Here is a 19,121-nt window from a genome sequence, read left to right as displayed (position 1 = left end):
TATCGGGGCGACCCTCCGCCTTGCGATCGCACGCACCAGACGCCGCCGGGCCTGCCCTTCGGGCAGACGACGCTACTTTCGAAACACGCCCTAGATGGCCAGCGAGAGCAGTACCCGGGTCGCGTTCCGGTTCAGGGTGTCGGCGGCCTGGCGCAGGCGGTGGGCGTGTTCGACGGGCAGGGACAGGGCCAGGCAGCCCGCGGTGGAGCCGGCCGTGATCGGGACGGCCGCGCAGACCGTGCCCACGGCGTACTCCTGGAGGTCGAGCACCGGCACCGTGGGCGGCTGCGACGCCAGGCGGGAGAGCAGCAGCTTGTCGCTGGTGATGGTGCGCGAGGTGAGGCGGGCCATCTTGTGCCGGGACAGGTGGTCGCGCCGGCCGTCGTGGTCGAGCTGGCCGAGAAGGCTCTTGCCGAGCGCGGTGGCGTGGGCGCAGGAACGGAAGTCGACCCACTCGTTGACCGCGGGCGTGGCCGGGCCGTCGGCGTACTGGGTGACGGTGACCTCTCCGTCGACGTAGCGGCTCATGTAGACGGCGGCGCCGACGCAGTCGCGCAGTCGGTCCAGGGTCTGCTGGAGCTGGTCCCTGAGGGCCTCCTCGTGGTGGTGTGCGGACGCCAGGCGGGTCAGGGCGGCGCCGGTGACGTACGCCCCGTCCGCGACCTGCTCGACGTATCCCTCGCGGCGCAGCATCCGCAGGAGCGGGGTCAGTCGCTCCGTGCCGAGGCCGGTCTCGCGGGTCAGTTCGGCGTCGGTGACGCCTGTGGTGTGCCGGGCCACCGTCTCCAGGACGCGCAGGGCGTCCTGGGTCGAGTCGTACGGCGCGGTCGGCTCGTGTTTCAGCGCCACGGTTCCCCCTGCGCTCGCTGTGTCGGCTGCGCTTGCTGTCTGGGCCGTAATCCGGTCGGTGAACCGGTTCCACGATATCCGGCGACGGGCCCGTGGGAAGGTGCGTCGAGCGGATTACGGCCCTCTCAGCAGGGTGATTGTTCCGTTGTCATATGCCGACGGCGTGGCGCGGGCACCGCCCCGGGCTCAGAGCACGGCGCTGAGGAACTCCCGCGTCCGCTCCTGCTCCGGCTCGCTGAAGATCTTCTCCGGCGGGCCCGACTCGACGACGCGACCCGAGTCGAACATCAGTACCTGGTCGGAGATGTCCCGGGCGAAGTTCATCTCGTGGGTCACGCAGAGCATCGTGATGTCGGTGGTGCGGGCGATGTCCCGCAGCACGTCCAGGACGCCGGCCACCAGCTCCGGGTCCAGCGCGGAGGTCACCTCGTCCAGGAGCAGGATCCGCGGCCGCATCGCCAGCGCCCGCGCGATCGCCACCCGCTGCTGCTGGCCGCCGGACAGCTGGGTCGGGTACTTGTCGACGTGCTCGGTCAGGCCCACCAGGTCGAGCAGCTCGCGGGCCCGCTGTTCGGCCTCGTCCCTGGACAGGCCGAGGACGGTGACCGGGGCCTCGGTGATGTTGCGCAGCACCTTCATGTTCGGGAACAGGTTGAACTGCTGGAAGACCATCCCGATGTTCTTGCGGACCTCGCGGACGTGTTTCTCGCCGGCCCGGACGAGCCTGCCGCCCCGCTCCTCGTGGGTCAGGTAGTCGCCGCCCACCCTGATCGTGCCCTCGTCGGGCCGGTCCAGGGTCATCAGCAGCCGCAGGATCGTCGTCTTGCCGGAGCCCGACGGGCCGATCAGCGTGACGTGCTTGCCGGAGTCGACGGAGAAGTCGAGCCGGTCGAGGACGGTGTGGTCGCCGAAGCGCTTGGTGACCTCGTCGAAGCGGATCAGCTCGCGGCCGTCCACGGGCGGACCGGCGGGGGTGCCGGTGTTCTGCGCGGCATGGGTGTCAGCGGCATGGGTGTCAGCGGACAAGGCGTCGCTCCAGGGCTCGGATCAGGAGGGAGGCGGGGTAGGCGACGGCGATGAAGGCCACGCCCACGACGGTGAGCGCCTCGGTGGTGAAGGTCTCGTTGCTGAAGGACTGGGCCTCGCCGAGCATGTCGAAGGTGCCGATGGTGGCGATCATCGGCGAGTCCTTCAGCATGGCGATGACGTAGTTGCCCAGCGGCGGGACGACCCGGCGGATCGCCTGGGGCAGGATCACCGCCCGCCAGGTGCGGGCCCTGGACAGGCTCAGCGCCGTGGCCGCCTCCCACTGGCCGGCGGGGACGCCGTCGATGCCCGCGCGGTAGACCTCGGCGGTGTAGGTGGAGTAGTGCAGTCCGAGGCCGACGATGCCGGTGGTGAGCGGCGACATCGACGGGCCGAAGCCGGGCACCACGTAGAACAGGAAGAACAGCTGCACCAGCAGCGGGGTGTTGCGGACGAACTCCGTGACGGCGACGACCGGCCGGCGCACCCACACCCGCGCGGACCGCTGGGCCAGCGCCCACACCAGGCCCAGCACGAACGCGATCAGGGCGCCGACGGCCAGGGCCTGCAGGGTGACGAGCACGCCGTCCCGGAACCGCGGCATGAAGTCCTCCACGACGCTCCAGTCCCAGTTCATCGCGCACCCCCCGCGGACCGCGCACCGGCCCGGAGGCGCTCGCCCCGGGCGCCGGGCTTCCCGGTGGTGCCGGCGGACTTCTCCGGCGGCTGACCGATGCCGGCCTTCGCCCTGCGCTCCAGCAGCCGCATGCCGCGGGTGAGGAGGAAGGCCAGGACGAAGTAGAGGACCAGCAGCAGGGTGTAGACCGGGGTGGTCTCGTTGGTGCCCAGCCGGAGCAGATTGCCGGCGAACGTCATGTCGGCCACCGTGATGACCGACACCAGGGCGGTCCCCTTCAGGAGCTCGATCAGCAGGTTGTTGAACGGCGGCACCATCGCGGGCCACGCCTGGGGCAGTTCGATCAGGCGCAGCCGCTGCCCGCGGGTGAAGTTGAGCGCGATGCCCGCCTCCTTCTGCGCCGGGGCGACGGCGGCCAGGGAACCGCGGACGATCTCCGAGCCGTAGGCGCCGTAGGTCAGGCCGAGCGCGCTGACACCGGCCCACAGGGGCACCAGCTGCCAGCCGAAGAGGGGCAGGGCGAAGAACATCCAGAACATCAGCACCAGCGCCGACATGCCGCGGAAGACCTCGAAGTAGGTCCCGGCGAGGAAGCGGACGATCCAGTACCGCGAACCGCGGGCCAGGCCGATCCCGAACGAGACGGCCGCGGCGAGGGCCGCCGCGTACACGGTGACCTGGACGGTGACCCAGATGCCCGGCAGGAACCAGGTGGTGAGGAACTGCGAACTCATCATCAGCCGCACAGCTCCTTCGCCGTGAGGTCCGTCATGTCGTCCATGCCGAAACCGAAGGGGCCGACGATCTCCAGCAGTTCCCGGTAGTCCTGCTGCTTGAGCTTCAGCAGTTCCTCGTTGAAGGCGTCACGGAGGTTCTTCTCGGACAGCCGGAAGGCGAACCCGCCCGCGCCGTAGGCCGGCTCGCCGTCCACCACGGGCTGGAACGGCTCGGTCGCCGACACGCGTCCGGCGCCCTCCACCGCCGCCCTGACCGTGATGCGGGTGCCCGCGAAGGCGTCCACCCGGCCCTGGGCCACCGCGTCCAGGCCGGCCACCTGGTCGGGCAGCACGAGGACGTCGCGGATGCCCGCGGCCTCGGCGTAGTCGATCTGGGCGTAGGCCTTGCCGGAGGCCAGCGTGAGTCCCTTCTTCCTGACGTCCGCGTACGTCCTGATGCCGTGCGGGTTGCCCTTCCTGACGATGAAGGAGTCCAGCATCAGGTAGTCCGGGTCGGCGAACAGGACCTGCTCGCACCGGACCGGATTGATGTACATGCCGGCGGACACCACGTCGAACTGCCGCGCCTTCAGCCCGGGTATCAGGGCGCCGAAGTCCACCGGCACCGGCTTGACCGCGTCGACGCCGAGCCGCTTGAAGACCACCTCCGCGATCGCGGGCGCCTCCCCGGTGGCCCGCCCGTCCTCCCCGACGTATCCGAAGGGCGGTTCGCCGGCGATGCCGATCTTCACGGACCCCTGATCGCGCAGGGTGTCCAGAAGACTGCCGCCCAGGACCTTCCCGTCGTCCGGCACGCGGCTGCAGCCGGCCGTCCCGAGACCCCCCGCCGCGCCCAGCGAAACCGCTCCGACGAGCAGTGAGCGGCGGCTGAGCCCTGAGCGGGATCTGTCGGGAATTCCTGATCGATGTGCGTGTGGTCGAGCCATGGGCGCGCGGCTACCCAGACCTCATGCGCCTCATGCGGATCGCTTCCGGGCCGGCGCCGGTGCCGAAACCTCCTCGGCCGCCGGGGGAGGGGGCCGTGGGACGCACGGCGCGGCAGGTGGCGGTCCTGGGCGGCGGAGGAGGCGCCCGGCCTCGGCCGGACGCGTTCCCGTCCGGACCCGCCGTCGTCAACACGGCCTTCGGGAAGGCCCGTTGCACCGTCGTGTCGCCGGCGGGTGCGGCGCCCCCCGCGTCATCTCGGCCAACCAGGTGAGGAAGTGGGCGGCGCTGTGCCGATGGGGTACCCGAGCGGTGGGGCCGTACCAGGCTCTGCTGGACGAGGGGGCGCGGAACCGGCCCCCGCACTGTCGGAAGAACAGCAGGAAGGCTGGACATGACCGCACTCGGATTCCTCTACCCGGGCCACTCCGCCGAGGACGACTACCCGCGCATCGAGCAGCTCCTGGGCAGTGACATCCGGCTGGACCTGGCCCACACGGACATCGGCGAGGACACCCACCGCGTCGACGTCCTGCGGCAGCTGGGCGCGCCCGAGCGTCTGGCGGCCGGCGTCGAGCAGCTGCGGCTGTCCGGCGCCGAGGCCGTCGTGTGGGCCTCCACCAGCGGCGGCTTCGTGCACGGCTGGGAGGGCGCCCACGAGCAGGTGCGCGCACTGGCCCGCGCCGCCGGGATGCCCGCCTCCTCCACGTCTTTCGGCTTCGTCCACGCGGTGAAGGAGATCGGCGCCGCGCGGGTCGCGATCGGGGCGACCTACCCCGACGACGTCGCCGGGCTCTTCGCCGGATTCCTGCGGGCGGGCGGCGTCGAGGTGACGGCACTGCGCGGCTCCGGCCTCGGCACCGCCGCCGAGGTCGGCACCTGGGGGGAGGCGGAGGTGCTCGCCCTGGCCCGCGAGGCCGACACCCCCGACGCGGACGCGGTCCTCCTCCCCGACACCGCCCTGCACACGGCCGCCCACCTCTCCGCCCTGGAGAAGGACCTCGGCAAGCCGGTCCTCACCGCCAACCAGGTGACCGTCTGGGAGGCCCTCCGCCTGACCGACCGCCGGGTCAACGCACCCGGTCTGGGAGCACTGTTCACCCGGGAGCCGATCGTGCAGGCGTGAGCGGCGGAGCACCGACGCCCGCGGCCCGCCGACCGTGTGCCGGGCTCGGTGCTCCTGCCCCGCCGGGGGCCCGCGCCCTCCGCCTGCCGGGGCCGGTGCTCCTCGCCCCCCGGGGATCCGGCCCCCGGGCCCGCGCCTCCTCGCCCACCGGCGCCGGCCGGGTGCCCGGGGCCCGCCTGACGGGGCCCGGTGCCCGTCGCCCGACGGCCGCCCCCGGGCCCCGGACCCCGCTCACCAGCCCTCCGACAGGGATCGGCGCGCCGCGCCCACCACCCCCTTCGCCACCGGCCGGGAATAAGCGGGGACAGCCTCCTGTTAGCGTCCGACGGACAGTGCACGCCGAGATGCAGGAGGAACCCCCGTGGCGGCAGACGAGACGGCGGCAGGCGAGAACAGGGCCGGTGGAGCGGCGGCCGGCGAGGCGGCGGCCGGTGACGTGTCGGCCGACGGGATCCGCGGCGCGGTGCACGGCAGTGCCCCCGCCCCCCTCTCCGTGCTGGACCTGGTCACCGTCGGTTCCGGGCACACCGCCACCGACGCCCTGCGCACCAGCGTCGACCTCGCCCGGCTCGCCGAGGCCCGCGGCTTCCACCGGTACTGGGTCGCCGAGCACCACTCGATGCCGGGCGTCGCCTCCTCCTCGCCCGCGGTGATCCTGGCCCACCTCGCCGCCCACACCGGCCGCATCCGGCTCGGCTCGGGCGGCGTCATGCTGCCCAACCACGCCCCGCTGGTGATCGCCGAGCAGTTCGGCACCCTGGAGGCCCTCGCCCCCGGACGCGTCGACCTCGGTCTCGGCCGCGCCCCCGGCACCGACGGCGCCACCGCCGCCGCCCTGCGCCGCACCGACCGGCTGCACGAGGGCGCCGACGACTTCCCCGAGCAGCTCGCCGAGCTGACCCGGTTCCTCGACGACGACTTCCCCGACGGGCACCCCTACCGCCGTATCCACGCCGTCCCCGGACCCGTCCAGGCCACCTCCCCCGGCGGCGTCCAGTCCCGGCACCGCCCGCCGGTGTGGCTGCTCGGCTCCTCCGGGTTCAGCGCCCGGCTGGCCGGCCTGCTGGGCCTGCCGTTCGCCTTCGCGCACCACTTCTCCGCGCAGAACACCGTCCCGGCCCTCGACCTCTACCGGGAGTCCTTCCGGCCGTCCGCGGTCCTCGACGAGCCGTACGCCCTCATCGGCGTCTCGGTGCTCGCCGCCGACGACGAGCGCGAGGCGCGCCGCCAGGTCCTGGCCACCGGCCTGAACATGGTCCGGCTGCGCGGCGGCCGGCCCGGCCTGTTCCCCTCCCCGCAGGAGGCGGAGGCCCACGAATTCACCGCGATGGAGCGGGAGTTCGTCGACTCCTGGACGGCGAACATCATCCACGGCACGGCCGACGAGGTCCGCTCCGGCCTCGACGGCCTGCACAAGCGCACCGGTGCCGACGAGTTGATGCTCACCAGCCACGCCCACTGCGGCGACCTGCGCCTGCGCTCCTACGAACTCGTCGCGGACGCCTACGGGTTGCCGACGGCGTAGGACGCGCCGGCCATCAGTTCGGAGATACGGTCCGGCGGCACCGGGCGGGAGTAGAGCCACCCCTGTCCGGTGTCGCAGCCGATCCGGCGCAGTCGGCCGGCCTGCGCGGGGGTCTCCACGCACTCCGCGGTCACGGTCAGCCCGAGCCGGTGCGCGAGGGCGATCATCGCCTCGACGACGACCTCGTCCGCCGGATTGGGCGGCGCGCCCGTGCCCTCGTACTGGAAGCCGCGCACGAACGACCCGTCCAGCTTGAGCACCGACACCGGGAGCCGGCTCAGGTACGCCAGGTTGGAGTAGCCGGTGCCGAAGTCGTCGATGGCGATGTTCACGCCCATGTCGCTGAGCGCCTGGAGGGCCTGCAGCGGGCGCCCGGCCGAACCCATCACCGCGGACTCCGTCAGCTCCAACTGAAGCAGTGACGGGTCCAGTTGAGTCTCGGCGAGGATCTCCGCCACGTCCGCCACCAGGTCGGAGTCCCATACCTGACGGACCGCCACGTTGACGCTCACGAACAGCGGCGGATCGTCCGGACGGGCCAACTGCCAGGCCCGTGCCTGCCGGCAGGCGGTGGCCAGCACCCAGCGCCCCAGCGGCACGATGGAGCCGTCCTCCTCGGCGAGCGCGACGAACCGATTCGGCTGCAGCAGGCCGAACCGGGGGTGGTCCCAGCGCACCAGCGCCTCCACCCCCCGCAGCCGCCCGTCCGACATCCCCACCAGCGGCTGGTAGTCGAGCCGGAACTCGCCCCGCTCGATGGCCGGCCGCAGGGTGGAGGCCAGCGCCTGGCGGGTCATCAGGTGTGCGTTGCGCTCTGGGTCGAACAGCGTCCAGCGGTCCTTGCCGTCCACCTTCGCCCAGTACAGGGTCGTGTCGGCCGCCTGCATCAGCCCGGTGGCCGTGGTGCCGGCCGCGTGCCGCTCGACGACCCCGATCGACGCGGACACGTTCAGCCGCTGCCCCGAGAGGTCGAACGGCGCCTGGAGCGACTTCAGTACGGACTCGGCGAGGTCCGCGAGCTGTTCGGTGCCCGTGGAGTCCTCCACCAGCAGGGCGAATTCGTCCCCGCCGAGCCGCGCCACCAGCGGCACGCCCGGCCGGGTCCGCCCGGCCTCCTGCGCGCACGCGGTCAGCCGCTCCGCGACGGCGGCCAGCAGCTGGTCGCCGACCCGGTGGCCGAGCGTGTCGTTGACCGCCTTGAACCCGTCCAGATCGAGGTAGCACAGCCCGATCCGGCCGGTTCCGCTCTGCTCGAACGACTCCGCCTCCAGCGCTCCCGTCACCCGCTCGAAGAACAGGGTCCGGTTGGGCAGCCGGGTCACCGGATCGTGCATCTGGAGGTGGCGCAGCCGGGCCTGCAACTCCCGGTGACCGCTGACGTCGGTGACCGACAGCAGGACGCCGCCCGTACCGCCGTCCAGCGGCGCCACCGTGATCTGGGCCCACAGCGAGCGCCCGTCGGGCCGTTTCAGCCGCCGTGTGCAGCGCAGTTTCGCCTGGCGGCCGCGGAGCACCTCCCGGTAGGCGTGCCAGGTGCGCGCGTCGGAGGCCAGGTCCAGCAGGTCGGCGGCGGACCGTCCGACCAGCCCCGCGGGCCCGCCGCCCAGCAGCCCGCCGAGCGCTTCGTTGGCGTCGGTGACCAGGCCCTCCCGGTCCACGACCGCCATGGCGAGGGGCGCGGCCGCGAAGACGGAACGGTAGGCCGGTGGCCCGCCGTCGGTGTCCTCGGCGGCACCCCTACGAGTAGATCCCTTGATGTCACTCACCGTGACGGCCGACCGGTCGAGGTCTGCCGCGGGCGTCGGCCCTTCGGACGTTCCGCTCACCGCTCGCTCCCGCAGTGCACTCGATCTCTGTCCGCGCAGGAAAGTCTGCCGATCATAGAGGCTGCCCCCTGACGTCCGCAGCCACTGCCCAGTGTCCCGGAACAACCGACGTTTCTGACAGATCGTTTCTGCCCCCGGGGGGACCGGTTCTGCGGGCAGGCGACCGCTTGTGACGTTCCGTGAGTGTTCCGGGGGTGTCGGCATGATGCCCCCGTTTCCGCGTCCTCACTCGTCTGGGGCAGACAAACAGGGCGTATTGTGATGAATTCCCCCAGGCTGGTGGGCGGTGTCCCGTGAACCGCTCCCGGAGGTCCCTGTGCCGCGACAGCTCCCGCGCCCTCGACTGCGCAGCACAGCGGCCATGTTCACCACCCTCTCGGCACTCGCCGCGACCTGCCTCATCAGCGCCCCCGCGGCGGAACCCTTCTCGGCCACCCCCTGCGCGCTCAAGCGCACGGACGCCCACCACTCCGAGGGCCTGGACACCTGGAACGCCGCCTATCCGCGGCCCGCTCGCGCCCTCGACGCGGTGATGGTCTTCCTGTCGTTCCCGGACTGGGCGCCGGCGGTCCCCCCGGCCGAACTCGCCGCCGACCACTTCCCGGCCACCAGCCGCTACTTCCAGCAGGCCTCCTACGGCAGGTTCACCCTGCGCGCGCACCCCCTGAAGCGCTGGATCCGGATGCCGAAGCCGTCCACCGCGTACGCCATACGGCGGGACTGGAACGCCGCACACCGCGGCGCCTACCTGCGCGACGCCCTCGCCGCGGCCGACGGGCAGGTCGACTTCTCCCGCTACGACGTCGTCTACCTCGTCGCCGACCCGGACGCCCCCGGCGTGGACTCCGACGCCACCAAGGTCGTCAACATGGACCACCCGCTGCGCGCCGACGGCACCGACATCCGGCGGATCGTCACCGTCTTCGAGCAGCATCCGCCGGACCGGCTCGTTCTCGCCCACGAGACCGGACACGTGTTCGATCTGCCCGACCTCTATCACCGCCCCACGGACGGCAAGGGCGACTGGGACACGCACGTCGGCGACTGGGACCTGATGGGCAGCCAGTTCGGCCTCGCTCCCGACCTGTTCGCCTGGCACAAGTGGAAGCTGGGCTGGCTGGAACCGCGCCAGGTGGTGTGCGTGCCCCGCGGGACGCCGACCCGCCTGAGCCTGGAACCGCTGGGTGCCGGGCCGGACGTGCCGGTGAGCCGGGCCTCCGGCTCACCGGCCTTCGGGCTCGGCAACGGCACCAAGCTCGCGGTCGTCCGCACCGGCGCCGACAGCGTGCTCGCCTTCGAGGCCCGCGGCCGCGTCGGCAACGACCGGGCGTCCTGCCGCTCGGGCGTGCTCGTCTACCGCGTCCGGAGCGGCGCGGCATCCGGCCGCGGTCCGGTCGAGGTGGTCGACGCACACCCCGCCACCGATGCCTGCTGGGGCGACTCGGTCTACCCGCCCCTCGCCGACGCCCCGGTCGGCGCCGGGGAGAGCTTCACCGTGCCGGGGGAGGGCGTACGGGTGGACGTGGAAGGGCGCACCGCGGCGGGGGCGTGGACGGTCCGGATCACGGCGTAGGGCCCCCTCCGGCGCGATCCGCCGGAGAGGCCCCGGGGACGGGCACGCGAAAGGCCCCCCGCTTCCGCGAGGGGCCTTGCTGTCTGTGCGCCGCCAGGGACTCGAACCCCGGACCCGCTGATTAAGAGTCAGCTGCTCTAACCAACTGAGCTAGCGGCGCCTGCTGACGTCGTAGACCTTAGCATCCGGATCCGAGGCGTGAGAAATCGATATCCGCACGGCGGCACGGGCGGCCCGGACGGCCGCCCAGAGCAGGATCTCCGGGCCCGGCAGCCAGGGGTGGCGGGCGTCCGGGGCGGTGACCCAGCGGGCGGCGGTGCCGCTCGTCTCCGGGGCGAGCGGGGCCGGCACGGTGACCGCGTCCCCGTTGCCGTGGCACAGCAGCGGCGGCACCGTCCCCGTACGTCCGTCCCGGCGGCCGTCGGCGCTCCACTCCTCCCACTCCAGGAGCGAGGGGAGCCGCTGGGCGGTGCCGGGTGCGGCGAACAGCAGCATCCGCCCGCGGAACGCGGCCACCGGCCCGGAGCCCGGCCCCTCGTCCCACATCCGGTCCAGCATCAGCCGCCCGAACATCGCGGGGGCGCTGACGACGTCGAAGACGGCACCGCAGGGCAGCACGACCGGGGCGTGCGGGCGTTCCTCCCACAGGGCCAGGGTGCTGCGGGGGAACGGCGCCGCGGACGCCAGCCAGGCGACGCCGTCCGCGGTGACCCCGCAGGCGTCGCGGCGGTCGGTGTCCGGGACGTTCCGTGTGCTGCTCATGCCGACAAGGTCTACCCGGCGTGAGCGGGCGATCTCGCAGGGTTCCGGGAAACCGGGACGAGAGGGGAAGGGAGGGGGTATCTTGCCCGCCTGGCATATGCCTGGGCCTGACGCGGGGTGACCGGCGCGGGTTCCGTCGCCCTGCGGGCGTCACACGGGGTCGGCGTGCCCGCGTCCCTCGACGTCCCCGCTCAACAGGTCCCGTCCGAACTCGACCATCTTCTTCGCGTAGTCCTCGGTCCACTCGGCCCGGTCGGCGATGTCCGCCGCCGTCAGCCGGTCGAAGCGGCGCGGATCGGCGAGCTGGGCCGCGGCCACGGCCTGGAACTCCATCGCCCGGTCGGCCGCCGCGCGGAAGGCCTGCGTCAGCTCCGTGGCCCGTGTCAGCAGCGCGCCGGGATCGTCTATCGACTCCAGGTCGAAGAAGTGCTCCGGGTCGCCGGCCGCCTCGGCGGGCTCGAAGAGCAGGGGCGCGGGGCGTAGCCGCGGTTCGTTCCGACCCGGCGTGGGCTCCGCCATGTCTTCTCCTCCTCGTACGGTCGGGATGGCACCACTGGTGAGCGGACCACCCTCCATTGTCCCCCGGCGACGCAAGGGGGCCGGGGCCCCGGCCTTCTCAAGCCGTCCGCCCCCGGCGATGTTCCCCAGCCACCGGCACTTCCAAGCCACCTGACGCCCGGCTGTCTTCCCCGGCCGCCTCCGGCGGTGTGCCGGACTCCGTCCGGGAGGGGTGGGGGCGGGGTCGGTCATGGCGTCCAGGGGACCCGGTGTCGGGCGAGGTGCGCCAGTACCGCGTGGTTCGCCTCCCAGCCGTCCGGGAACTTCACGGTGGTTCCCAGCTGGACCGGTTCCGTCGACGGGTAGGCGTCCAGGAGGTCGGTGACCCCCGCCCGGCAGACGACGACGCAGGCGTGGCGGTGACGGGAGGCCAGGACGCACAGACGGCCCGTCTCCAGGTGGAAGGCGGTGGCGTCGGGGCGGCCGGACAGGGGATGCAGGACGACCGTGACGTCGTACTCGCGGCCCTGGAGCCGGTTCGCCGTGTCGACGGTGACGTCCGTGACGCCCAGCTCGGCCAGCGCCGCGCGGACCGCCGCCGCCTGGTCGCGGTGGGCGGTGCCGACGGCGATCCGGTCGGCGGTGAGGGGGGTGGGGGCGGGGGAGCGCTCGGAGGTGGCCGCGCCGCCCCGGTCCAGGAGGCGCCGGACGACCGCGGCGACCGCCCGTACCGCCTCCGGGTCGGTGCGGGGCGTGTGCCGGGCGGGCAGTTCCAGCAGGCCCCAGCCGGACTCCGCCGCCTCGTCGATCACCCGGTCGGGCCCCGAGCCGTCGGAGGGGACGCCGAAGGAGAGCTTCCGGTCGCCGTGGCCGGTGCCGCTGCGGAACGGCGTGAACGGGTAGAAGGCGTCCGAGACCAGCGGCGCCGCCGACGCCGGCAGCCGCCAGGACACCGGCAGCCGGTGCTGCGGCAGGCCGGGATTGTGCGCCAGCAGCGTCGACACCGCCGAGGCCGACGGGTCGTACGACAGGCCGGCCCACTGTTCGCTGCCCACGATCGCGAACGGGTCCAGTTGCCCCGGGTCGCCCACGAACAGCGCCCGCTCGAACAGTCCGGCCACGGCCAGCAGCCCGTCCGAGCGCATCTGGTAGGCCTCGTCCACGATCGCGTGCGGCCACGGCTCGTCGGTCTTCACGTGCGCCCACTTGGCGGCCGTGGAGATGACGACCGGCAGCCCCGTCAGGTCACCGGCCTTCGCCGACTTCCGTACGTTCGGCAAGTCGTCCAGCGCTTTGTCGTAGGCGTCGGCGTCGCTGCTGTGCAGGCGGCCCACCGGCAGTGCGGGGTTCTTCTCGGCGAGCCGCAGCACCAGGTCGTCGACCTGCGCGTTGGTCTGCGCGACGACCATCAGCGGCCGCCCCGCGTCCGCCAGTTCCAGCGCCGCTCGGACGACGAGCGTCGACTTGCCGGCACCGGGCGGGGAGTCCACGACGACCCCGCGCGCGGTGCCGTGCAGCGTGTCGCGGAGGATCGCGTCGGTGGCGCGGGTGGCGGCGGTACCGGGGTCGTGGACGGCCTCGGTGGTCACAGGACGTCCTCCTCGGTGACGGAGTCGGCGGCTTCGGGCACCGGCTCCCCGGGCGGGCCGCCGTGCGTCCACGGCGTGTCCTCCGGGTCGGGCAGCTTGGCGCCGCCGCGCTGCTCGTGCTCGAACAGGGTGAAGCACACCCGGTCGCCCTTCTCGGGCACGGACCCTTCCTCCGGCTCCTTGCCGCGGCCCATCTTGTCGACGATCCGCAGCACCAGCAGACCCTCGTCCTCCGGGCCGTCGAGGCCGTCCGGGCCGTCCGCACCGGCCCGCCGCACGAACTCCGCCGCCTGCGGCTTCCCGCCCAGCGACCGGTACACCTTGACCCGCTCCCCGAGATGCGGCCGGTCGTCCGTGCGGACGGTGACCAGCGGGCGCGGGCTCGGCCGCCTGCCCTCGCCGTACGCCATCACCACGTCGACGACCTCGCCCGCGAACGCCTCCCCGGCCAGCCGCCGCCCCGCCATCACCAGCGGGTCGTCGAGGGCCTCCTGCGCTTCCAGCCGGGCCTGTTCCCGCTCGCGCGTGGCCAGCTTGTTGGCGGCGGTGACCGCGTCGTCGCGGCGCGGCTGCGGCGGCTCGCCCGCCAGCACCCGGTCGCGGTGGCCGGTGAACGACCAGCGGTCGCGGGTCCACCGCTCCTCGACGTGCGCCCCCTCGGGCAGCTCCCGCAGCAGGTCGATGCCCTGCCACACCCTCTCCCAGGTGGGCAGGGTCCGGCTCAGCACGAGGTCCCGGACCGCCCGCTCGGCGGCGGTCAGCTCGCCCAGCCGGTCGTCGGCCTGGAGGCCGTCCTCGGCGGCGGCGAGGGCGGTCCGCGCACGGTCGTAGCGCTCGATGGCGGGGGCGAGCAGCTTGTTGTCGAACGCCGGGTCGGTCGCCGGACCGGCCGGCGGACACAGCAGCTGGCCCTCGGCGTCACGGGCCAGCTCGGCCCGCAGCGCGGCCTCGGCGCCGGTCTCACCCCCGGGAGGGGCGATCCAGCCGAGCAGGGCCCCCAGATGCTGGTCCTCCAGGCTGGACTGCCCGGTCGCCCAGTGCCGCCCCAGCACCTCCGTGAGCGCCAGCAGCAGCGAGGAGCCGGGCACCCGGGACCGCTCCCCGAAGTGCGTCAGCCACCGCCCGAGCAGCGGCACGCGCGGCGGCGCGGGATACGGCGTCTCCGGGTCCTGCTCCGCCGTACGCCGGAAGCGCGTGGAACGGCCCAGGAGACGGACGTACTCGACGCCCGCGCGGCTCGGGACGATCAGCTGGGGCGCGTCGGAGCACAGCTCGACCTCGACCTTGACGCGTTTTCCGGTCTCGGGATCGGTCTCGCTGCGCTCGGCGGCCTCGACGGCGTCGGCGTGGGAGTCGATGTACGGCAGGACGATGTCGGCCAGCTCGGCGAGGAACGCGAACCGCAGGTCACGGTCGCGCGGCTGCGGTACGACCAGCAGCCGGGGCGCGTCCCGGTCGGTGCCGACGAGGGCGCCGAGCGGGGCGCCCGCCTCACCGGCGGTGGTCAGCGGCACGAACACCAGCGGCCGCTCGGACAGGTGCCGGTGGCGGACGGTGGCGGCGGGCCGGGCGCGGCCGGTGGCGACGGCCTCCAGACGGGCCAGGGTGGCGATCAGCGACACCTCGCCCCCAGGGCCTCGTCGCGCAGCAGGACGGCGCGCCGCAGGGCCGCCACGGTCGGGTCGTCCGGATCGCCGGCCTCCCCGCGCGCGGCGGCCAGCACGTCCTCGACCGTCGTCAGGCCGCCCAGTTCGGCGCGGACGGGGCGGCCGAGGGCGGTGACCGCGCCGACCGCGCGGGAGCGGTTCCGGCAGTGGAACGCCAGCTCGCAGGCGGCCAGGCACTCGGGCGCGTACGCGGCCGGGACGGACTCGACGGCCGCCGTGAGCTGATCGGGCGGCAGCTCCGGCGAGAAGCAGGTGCCCTCGGGAAGCGCGTCGGCGATCTCCTCGATACGGGTCAGCCGGGCCAGCTGGCGGCGGGTGACCGCGCGCTGCTTGCGGATGTCCACGGCGGACGCGGCGGGCAGGTTGGAGAAGTCCTTGGGGCACACCAGCAGGACGCGGTGGCGCACCCGCGGCGCGGGGTCGAGGCGGGCGGCGACCGCCTCCAGCGCCAGCACGTACACCGCGGCCTGCCGGGCGGCCGCGCCGACCTTCGCGGGGTCCGCGGAACCGTCCAGCAGGGGGAACGACTTGATCTCCACGACCGTCCAGCTGCCGTCGGGGTGCACCACGACCGCGTCCGGCTCCAGGAACGCCGGGGAGCCCGCGACGTCGAGCGCGAGCATCGGGTGGTCGAGGAGGGTCCAGGTGCCGGACGCCGGGCCGGCCTCGCGCAGCGCCAGCGCCGTCCGCGCCGTACGGCCCTCGGGGCCGATCGCCGACAGGTCGGGGACGCTCGCCCCGGTGGGCGGCTCCGCGCGCGGATCCAGCTTCTCGTGCACCAGGCGCAGCAGGTCGGCGCCGCCGTCGGCCTTCACCTTCGCCTCGAAGGCGTTGCCGCGGGTGAGGGCGAACTGGGACTGGCCGAACGCCGAGGGAGAGCCGAGCGCGTCGGCCAGCGCCGCCTTGTTCACCCCGGCGCCGTCGAGGATCGCGCGCCGGCTGCATCCCGGGTTGGCGGCGAGCGCCGCCAGGGCGCGGGCGTCCAGCGCCTTGGCGGGTACGTCGGGTCCGCGCAGGTCAGCGAGCCGCTGCCGGAGCGCCGTCCCCCGCGTCCGAGGGGGTGGCACCCGGCTCGGCTCCGGGCCCGAACCGTGACTCGCGCTGCCGTGGAATTCGCTCACCCGGGGAAGTCTGGCATCCGCCACTGACAATCGGGGCCCCGGTGCCCCGAGTTGCCACCGGGACGAACGGGAACCGTCCCGCCGCCCAGCCCCCGACCCGGTCCGCCCGGCGCATCACCAGCGGCGCCAGCAGCAGTCCCGCGCCCATCACGGCCGCGCCCGCGGCCGCGTCGAGGAAGTAGTGGTTGGCGGTGCCCATGACCACGATCGTCGTCACCAGCGGATAGACCACGCCCGCGGTCTTCGCCGCGCGGGTGCCGCCGTGCCGCCACAGCATCACCCCGCACCACAGCGCCCAGCCGACGTGCAGGCTCGGCATGGCCGCGTACTGGTTGGTCATGCCCCCCAGGCCGCGGGGGGCGCTCGCCTCGCCGCCCCACCAGCCGTACGAGCTGTACTGGGCCATCGTGTCCACGAAGCCGTGGTCCGCGGAGAGCAGGCGCGGCGGGCAGGTGGGCAGCAGGGTGAAGCCGATCAGACCGATGAAGGTCGACGTCATCAGCCAGGTGCGGGCCGCCCGGTAGTGCACCGTGCGGGACCGGAACAGCCACACCAGGACCACCGGGGTGACCAGGTAGTGCAGCGACGCGTACCAGAAGTCGGCCGGCACCCCGATCCACGCCTCGGTCCGGAACAGCCGGTTCAGCGGGTGCTCGGCGTTGAGGTGCAGGACCTTCTCGATCCGCAGGATCGCCAGGCCGTGGTCGACGGCACTGTCGACGTCGCCCCGCGCGAGCAGCCGGCCCGCGGAGTAGCAGGCGTACACCAGCACCAGCAGGGGCAGTTCCGTCCACCACCGCAACCTGGTCGGCGAGGCCGCCTCGGTGCCTGGTGTCTCGGTCTGCGGCATCCGATCGCCTCCCCCTTCGTATCGCTGCGGTGCCCAGGGCACGGAGGTGCCACTTTACGGCCTGGGAAGGCGCCCCCGTAGGGACGCCCCCGGCACTCAAAGACGCTGGGATCGCCCACGGGGTTGCCCCTGTTCGGGGTGCGCGATGATGGAAGGGTCCCGCCCCTGATTTCCCCGGAAGGGTTCCCATGGCACCGCGCATCCTGCTGGCCCGGCACGGACAGACCGAGTGGTCGCTGTCCGGCAAGCACACCGGCAGGACCGACGTGCCCCTGCTGGAGGAGGGCCGGCGCGGCGCCAAGCTGCTCGGCGAGCGGCTGCACCGGGCGCCGTTCGACGGTCTCGTCGACGCCGAGGTCCGCACCAGCCCGCTGATGCGCGCGCGAGAGACGTGCGAACTCGCCGGCTTCGGCGAGCGGGCCACGGAGTGGGACACGCTCATGGAGTTCCACTACGGCGCCTACGAGGGGATGACCCCCGCCGAGATCCAGGCGGTCCGGCCGGGCTGGCTCATCTGGCGCGACGGCGTGCCGGAGGGCGAGACCCTGGCGGAGGTCACCGCGCGCGCGGACGAGGTCGTCGCGTGGGCACGGTCCGCCGACCGGGACGTGCTGGTCTTCGCCCACGGGCACATCCTGCGTTCGATCGGCGCCCGGTGGCTGGGCCTCCCGCTGGACTTCGCGGCCCGCATACGCCTCAACCCGACGTCGCTGTCCATACTCGGCTGGGCCTACGGCGAACCGGCGATCGAGAGCTGGAACGACCTGGGGCACCTGGCCGGCTAGGGCGCGGCCCCGGGACGTCGGCGGCACGGGCGCCCGTGGCGGTCACGCCTTGCGCGGGGCCGTGGCGTGCCGCTCCAGGAACTCCGACACGTCCGGGACCCGCCGGTGGGGCAGCAGCACCCGCGCCGTCCCCGCGAGCATCGTCCGGATCCGCGACGACTGCACCTCGTCCAGCAGGTCCAGCACCCGCATCCCGGCCGTGGCCGCCTCGTCGGGCCGTCCCCCGCGCGCGAGGTCGTCCGCCAGCTCGGCGGTGTACAGCGCGATGTTCCGCGTGAAGTGGGGGTCCTGGAGCTGTGCCGCCCGTCGCGCGTGCCGGGCCGCCCGCGGCCACGCCCCGAGCGTCGACCAGCACTGCGCCTCCAGACCCTCCAGTTCGGCCTCGCCGTAGAAGCTCATCCACTCGGGGTCGGCGTCCGAGAGGCCGCGCGCGTACAGGGCGTGGGCACGCGCGAGTGCCTGCTCGCAGCCGGCGCGGTCGGCGAGTCCGGCCCAGCCCCCCGCCTCGCGCAGCGCGAGCAGAGACATCAGCCGGGCGGAGCCCAGCGGGCGGGCGACGCGCTGTGCGGCCTGCGCCGCCCGGAGCGCCTCGCGCGGGCGGCCCGCGTCGCGCGCGAGGAACGCCGTGTTGCAGAAGGCGTGCGCCTCCAGGGCCTCGTCGCCGGTCATCCGGGCGGTCGCGAGGGCCTCCGCGTAGTGCGAGCGGGCGTCGTCGAACCGGCCCGAGTCGTGTGCCAGCCAGCCCACGGAGATGGCCAGTTCGCCCGCGCCCGAGTGGAGCCGGTCGGCGGTCGCCTGCCGTACCGCTCCGGCGTCCAGCAGGGCGTAGGCGGTGCGCAGCGGCGCCGCCGCGCGCCGGTAGAGCCCGTCGGCGCCGTGCCGGTCGTCCAGCAGCCGGATCCTGCGCACCGCTTCTTCCAGGGCGGTCGCCTCGCTCGTCCCGGGACGCCGCGCGGGGCGTTCGGCCGCCGACGCGTCCAGGGGGAGTCCCAGAGGGCCCATCGAGACGGCGGCCACCGTGGCGCCCCCGCCGGTCATGAATGCGCGACGCAGCACGTCGCTCTCCTCGTCGTTGTGGTGCGTGTCGTACGGGTCCTGCGTGTCATACGGCTCGTGCGTCCCGCACGTCTCACCGGTGCCCGGCGCGTCCTCGAGGAGGTGCGCCCCCCGCCCGCGGACGGACGAACGGGGCGCGAACCCCAGATCGGTGAGCGTGCGGCCGGGAAACATGTGCAGGAACACCCGCTCGTACGCGTAGTTGGGGCAGCGGATCTCGCCCGCCTCGACGCGGCCGACATAGCGCGCGTCGCAGCTCACCCGCTCCCCGATCTCGCGCGCGGCCCGCCGCACCAACGCGGCGAACTCGGCCGGCGAGCGCTGTCCGCGTAGCCGCCGGAAGGTGGGATTGGGCCGTGCCGGCCGGTCGGGCCGAGGTGGGGTCACCGGTGACGACGCCATGGCCGGGTCCTCTCGTGCGAACCGTCGAACCATGCCGGAGGCAGGGCGGGTCGACCGATCCGTCGGCGTGATCACCCTGTTTCCGGCGGGCATGAACGTACCTTCTGTGATCGGTCCGCCACACAGTGTTTGGCCACAAAACCGGATATCTCATCCGCGATCCGCCAT

Annotated in this window: 17 protein-coding genes and 1 tRNA gene; 4 read left to right on the top strand and 14 right to left on the bottom strand. The window is 73.7% G+C overall.

Translation table 11 applies throughout. The annotated features are described in order from the left end of the window. Positions 1 to 90: 90 nt before the first annotated feature. From AB0N31_RS18130 to ehuB, 5 genes are all read right to left on the bottom strand, one after another. Positions 91 to 849 (bottom strand): IclR family transcriptional regulator C-terminal domain-containing protein, encoded by a 759-nt coding sequence (locus AB0N31_RS18130; protein ID WP_366059366.1) that lies wholly within the window; start codon positions 847 to 849, stop codon positions 91 to 93. A gap of 186 nt (positions 850 to 1,035) precedes the next feature. After that, positions 1,036 to 1,806: an ectoine/hydroxyectoine ABC transporter ATP-binding protein EhuA gene (ehuA, locus tag AB0N31_RS18125; protein ID WP_366059370.1), complete on the bottom strand. Its 771-nt coding sequence runs from the start codon at positions 1,804 to 1,806 to the stop codon at positions 1,036 to 1,038. Positions 1,807 to 1,864: 58 nt separating this feature from the next. After that, the gene (gene ehuD / locus AB0N31_RS18120) at positions 1,865 to 2,512 is read right to left on the bottom strand and encodes an ectoine/hydroxyectoine ABC transporter permease subunit EhuD (RefSeq protein ID WP_366059365.1); all 648 of its coding nucleotides are present in this window, start codon (positions 2,510 to 2,512) and stop codon (positions 1,865 to 1,867) included. Further along, on the bottom strand, positions 2,509 to 3,249 hold the full coding sequence (gene ehuC / locus AB0N31_RS18115) for an ectoine/hydroxyectoine ABC transporter permease subunit EhuC (protein ID WP_366059364.1): 741 nt from the start codon (positions 3,247 to 3,249) through the stop codon (positions 2,509 to 2,511). Before ehuC ends, ehuD begins: the two co-directional genes overlap by 4 nt. Continuing rightward, the gene (gene ehuB / locus AB0N31_RS18110; protein WP_366059363.1) at positions 3,249 to 4,175 is read right to left on the bottom strand and encodes an ectoine/hydroxyectoine ABC transporter substrate-binding protein EhuB; all 927 of its coding nucleotides are present in this window, start codon (positions 4,173 to 4,175) and stop codon (positions 3,249 to 3,251) included. Before ehuB ends, ehuC begins: the two co-directional genes overlap by 1 nt. 392 nt (positions 4,176 to 4,567) lie before the next feature. Between ehuB and AB0N31_RS18105 the strand changes: the two genes are divergently transcribed. Together AB0N31_RS18105 and AB0N31_RS18100 are read left to right on the top strand one after the other, a co-directional pair. After that, the gene (locus AB0N31_RS18105) at positions 4,568 to 5,299 is read left to right on the top strand and encodes a decarboxylase (RefSeq protein ID WP_366059362.1); all 732 of its coding nucleotides are present in this window, start codon (positions 4,568 to 4,570) and stop codon (positions 5,297 to 5,299) included. A gap of 436 nt (positions 5,300 to 5,735) precedes the next feature. Further along, entirely contained in the window at positions 5,736 to 6,824 is a 1,089-nt protein-coding gene (locus AB0N31_RS18100) for an LLM class flavin-dependent oxidoreductase (protein WP_366059369.1), read from the top strand. Here the strand turns inward: AB0N31_RS18100 and AB0N31_RS18095 are convergent. Further along, positions 6,803 to 8,650, bottom strand: coding sequence for an EAL domain-containing protein (locus tag AB0N31_RS18095; RefSeq protein WP_366059361.1), 1,848 nt, complete (start codon positions 8,648 to 8,650; stop codon positions 6,803 to 6,805). The genes AB0N31_RS18100 and AB0N31_RS18095 overlap by 22 nt on opposite strands. A 316-nt stretch (positions 8,651 to 8,966) precedes the next feature. Here AB0N31_RS18095 and AB0N31_RS18090 point away from each other — a divergent pair, with 316 nt between their 5' ends. Next, entirely contained in the window at positions 8,967 to 10,223 is a 1,257-nt protein-coding gene (locus AB0N31_RS18090) for a M6 family metalloprotease domain-containing protein (RefSeq protein ID WP_366059360.1), read from the top strand. 86 nt (positions 10,224 to 10,309) lie between these two features. On the opposite strand, the gene AB0N31_RS18085 is transcribed toward AB0N31_RS18090, so the two are convergent. The 7 genes from AB0N31_RS18085 to AB0N31_RS18055 form a co-directional block, all read right to left on the bottom strand. Next, positions 10,310 to 10,383, bottom strand: a tRNA-Lys gene (locus AB0N31_RS18085). Further along, positions 10,374 to 10,985 carry a bifunctional DNA primase/polymerase gene (locus AB0N31_RS18080; RefSeq protein ID WP_366059359.1) on the bottom strand — a complete coding sequence of 204 codons (612 nt, stop codon included), beginning with the start codon at positions 10,983 to 10,985 and terminating at the stop codon, positions 10,374 to 10,376. Before AB0N31_RS18080 ends, AB0N31_RS18085 begins: the two co-directional genes overlap by 10 nt. 150 nt (positions 10,986 to 11,135) lie before the next feature. Further along, on the bottom strand, positions 11,136 to 11,504 hold the full coding sequence (locus tag AB0N31_RS18075) for a hypothetical protein (protein WP_366059358.1): 369 nt from the start codon (positions 11,502 to 11,504) through the stop codon (positions 11,136 to 11,138). A gap of 227 nt (positions 11,505 to 11,731) precedes the next feature. After that, positions 11,732 to 13,072: an AAA domain-containing protein gene (locus AB0N31_RS18070; protein ID WP_366059357.1), complete on the bottom strand. Its 1,341-nt coding sequence runs from the start codon at positions 13,070 to 13,072 to the stop codon at positions 11,732 to 11,734. Next, complete coding sequence (locus AB0N31_RS18065; protein ID WP_366059356.1) at positions 13,069 to 14,694, bottom strand: hypothetical protein; 1,626 nt, start codon at positions 14,692 to 14,694, stop codon at positions 13,069 to 13,071. Before AB0N31_RS18065 ends, AB0N31_RS18070 begins: the two co-directional genes overlap by 4 nt. Beyond that, positions 14,685 to 15,806 (bottom strand): hypothetical protein, encoded by a 1,122-nt coding sequence (locus AB0N31_RS18060; protein WP_366059355.1) that lies wholly within the window; start codon positions 15,804 to 15,806, stop codon positions 14,685 to 14,687. Before AB0N31_RS18060 ends, AB0N31_RS18065 begins: the two co-directional genes overlap by 10 nt. Next, the gene (locus AB0N31_RS18055) at positions 15,757 to 16,710 is read right to left on the bottom strand and encodes a phosphatase PAP2 family protein (RefSeq protein WP_366059354.1); all 954 of its coding nucleotides are present in this window, start codon (positions 16,708 to 16,710) and stop codon (positions 15,757 to 15,759) included. Before AB0N31_RS18055 ends, AB0N31_RS18060 begins: the two co-directional genes overlap by 50 nt. A gap of 188 nt (positions 16,711 to 16,898) precedes the next feature. Here AB0N31_RS18055 and AB0N31_RS18050 point away from each other — a divergent pair, with 188 nt between their 5' ends. Continuing rightward, the gene (locus tag AB0N31_RS18050; protein WP_366059353.1) at positions 16,899 to 17,495 is read left to right on the top strand and encodes a histidine phosphatase family protein; all 597 of its coding nucleotides are present in this window, start codon (positions 16,899 to 16,901) and stop codon (positions 17,493 to 17,495) included. Positions 17,496 to 17,537: 42 nt separating this feature from the next. Here the strand turns inward: AB0N31_RS18050 and AB0N31_RS18045 are convergent, their stop codons facing one another. Further along, a complete protein-coding gene (locus AB0N31_RS18045) occupies positions 17,538 to 18,953 on the bottom strand; it encodes a hypothetical protein (protein WP_366059352.1) in 1,416 nt (471 codons plus the stop codon). Positions 18,954 to 19,121 lie beyond the last annotated feature (168 nt).

This window comes from Streptomyces sp. NPDC051051, assembly GCF_040682975.1.
Taxonomy (GTDB): domain Bacteria; phylum Actinomycetota; class Actinomycetes; order Streptomycetales; family Streptomycetaceae; genus Streptomyces.
This window is presented reverse-complemented; position numbering and strand designations above follow the sequence as displayed.

Excerpts from the sequence above, each read along its gene's own strand:
- ehuC (WP_366059364.1), bottom strand. The coding sequence starts at position 3,249 with ATGATGAGTTCGCAGTTCCTCACCACCTGGTTCCTGCCGGGCATCTGG.
- ehuB (WP_366059363.1), bottom strand. The coding sequence starts at position 4,175 with ATGGCTCGACCACACGCACATCGATCAGGAATTCCCGACAGATCCCGC.
- AB0N31_RS18080 (WP_366059359.1), bottom strand. The coding sequence starts at position 10,985 with ATGAGCAGCACACGGAACGTCCCGGACACCGACCGCCGCGACGCCTGC.
- AB0N31_RS18050 (WP_366059353.1), top strand. The coding sequence starts at position 16,899 with ATGGCACCGCGCATCCTGCTGGCCCGGCACGGACAGACCGAGTGGTCG.
- AB0N31_RS18055 (WP_366059354.1), bottom strand. The coding sequence starts at position 16,710 with ATGCCGCAGACCGAGACACCAGGCACCGAGGCGGCCTCGCCGACCAGG.
- AB0N31_RS18105 (WP_366059362.1), top strand. The coding sequence starts at position 4,568 with ATGACCGCACTCGGATTCCTCTACCCGGGCCACTCCGCCGAGGACGAC.
- ehuD (WP_366059365.1), bottom strand. The coding sequence starts at position 2,512 with ATGAACTGGGACTGGAGCGTCGTGGAGGACTTCATGCCGCGGTTCCGG.
- AB0N31_RS18045 (WP_366059352.1), bottom strand. The coding sequence starts at position 18,953 with ATGGCGTCGTCACCGGTGACCCCACCTCGGCCCGACCGGCCGGCACGG.
- AB0N31_RS18075 (WP_366059358.1), bottom strand. The coding sequence starts at position 11,504 with ATGGCGGAGCCCACGCCGGGTCGGAACGAACCGCGGCTACGCCCCGCG.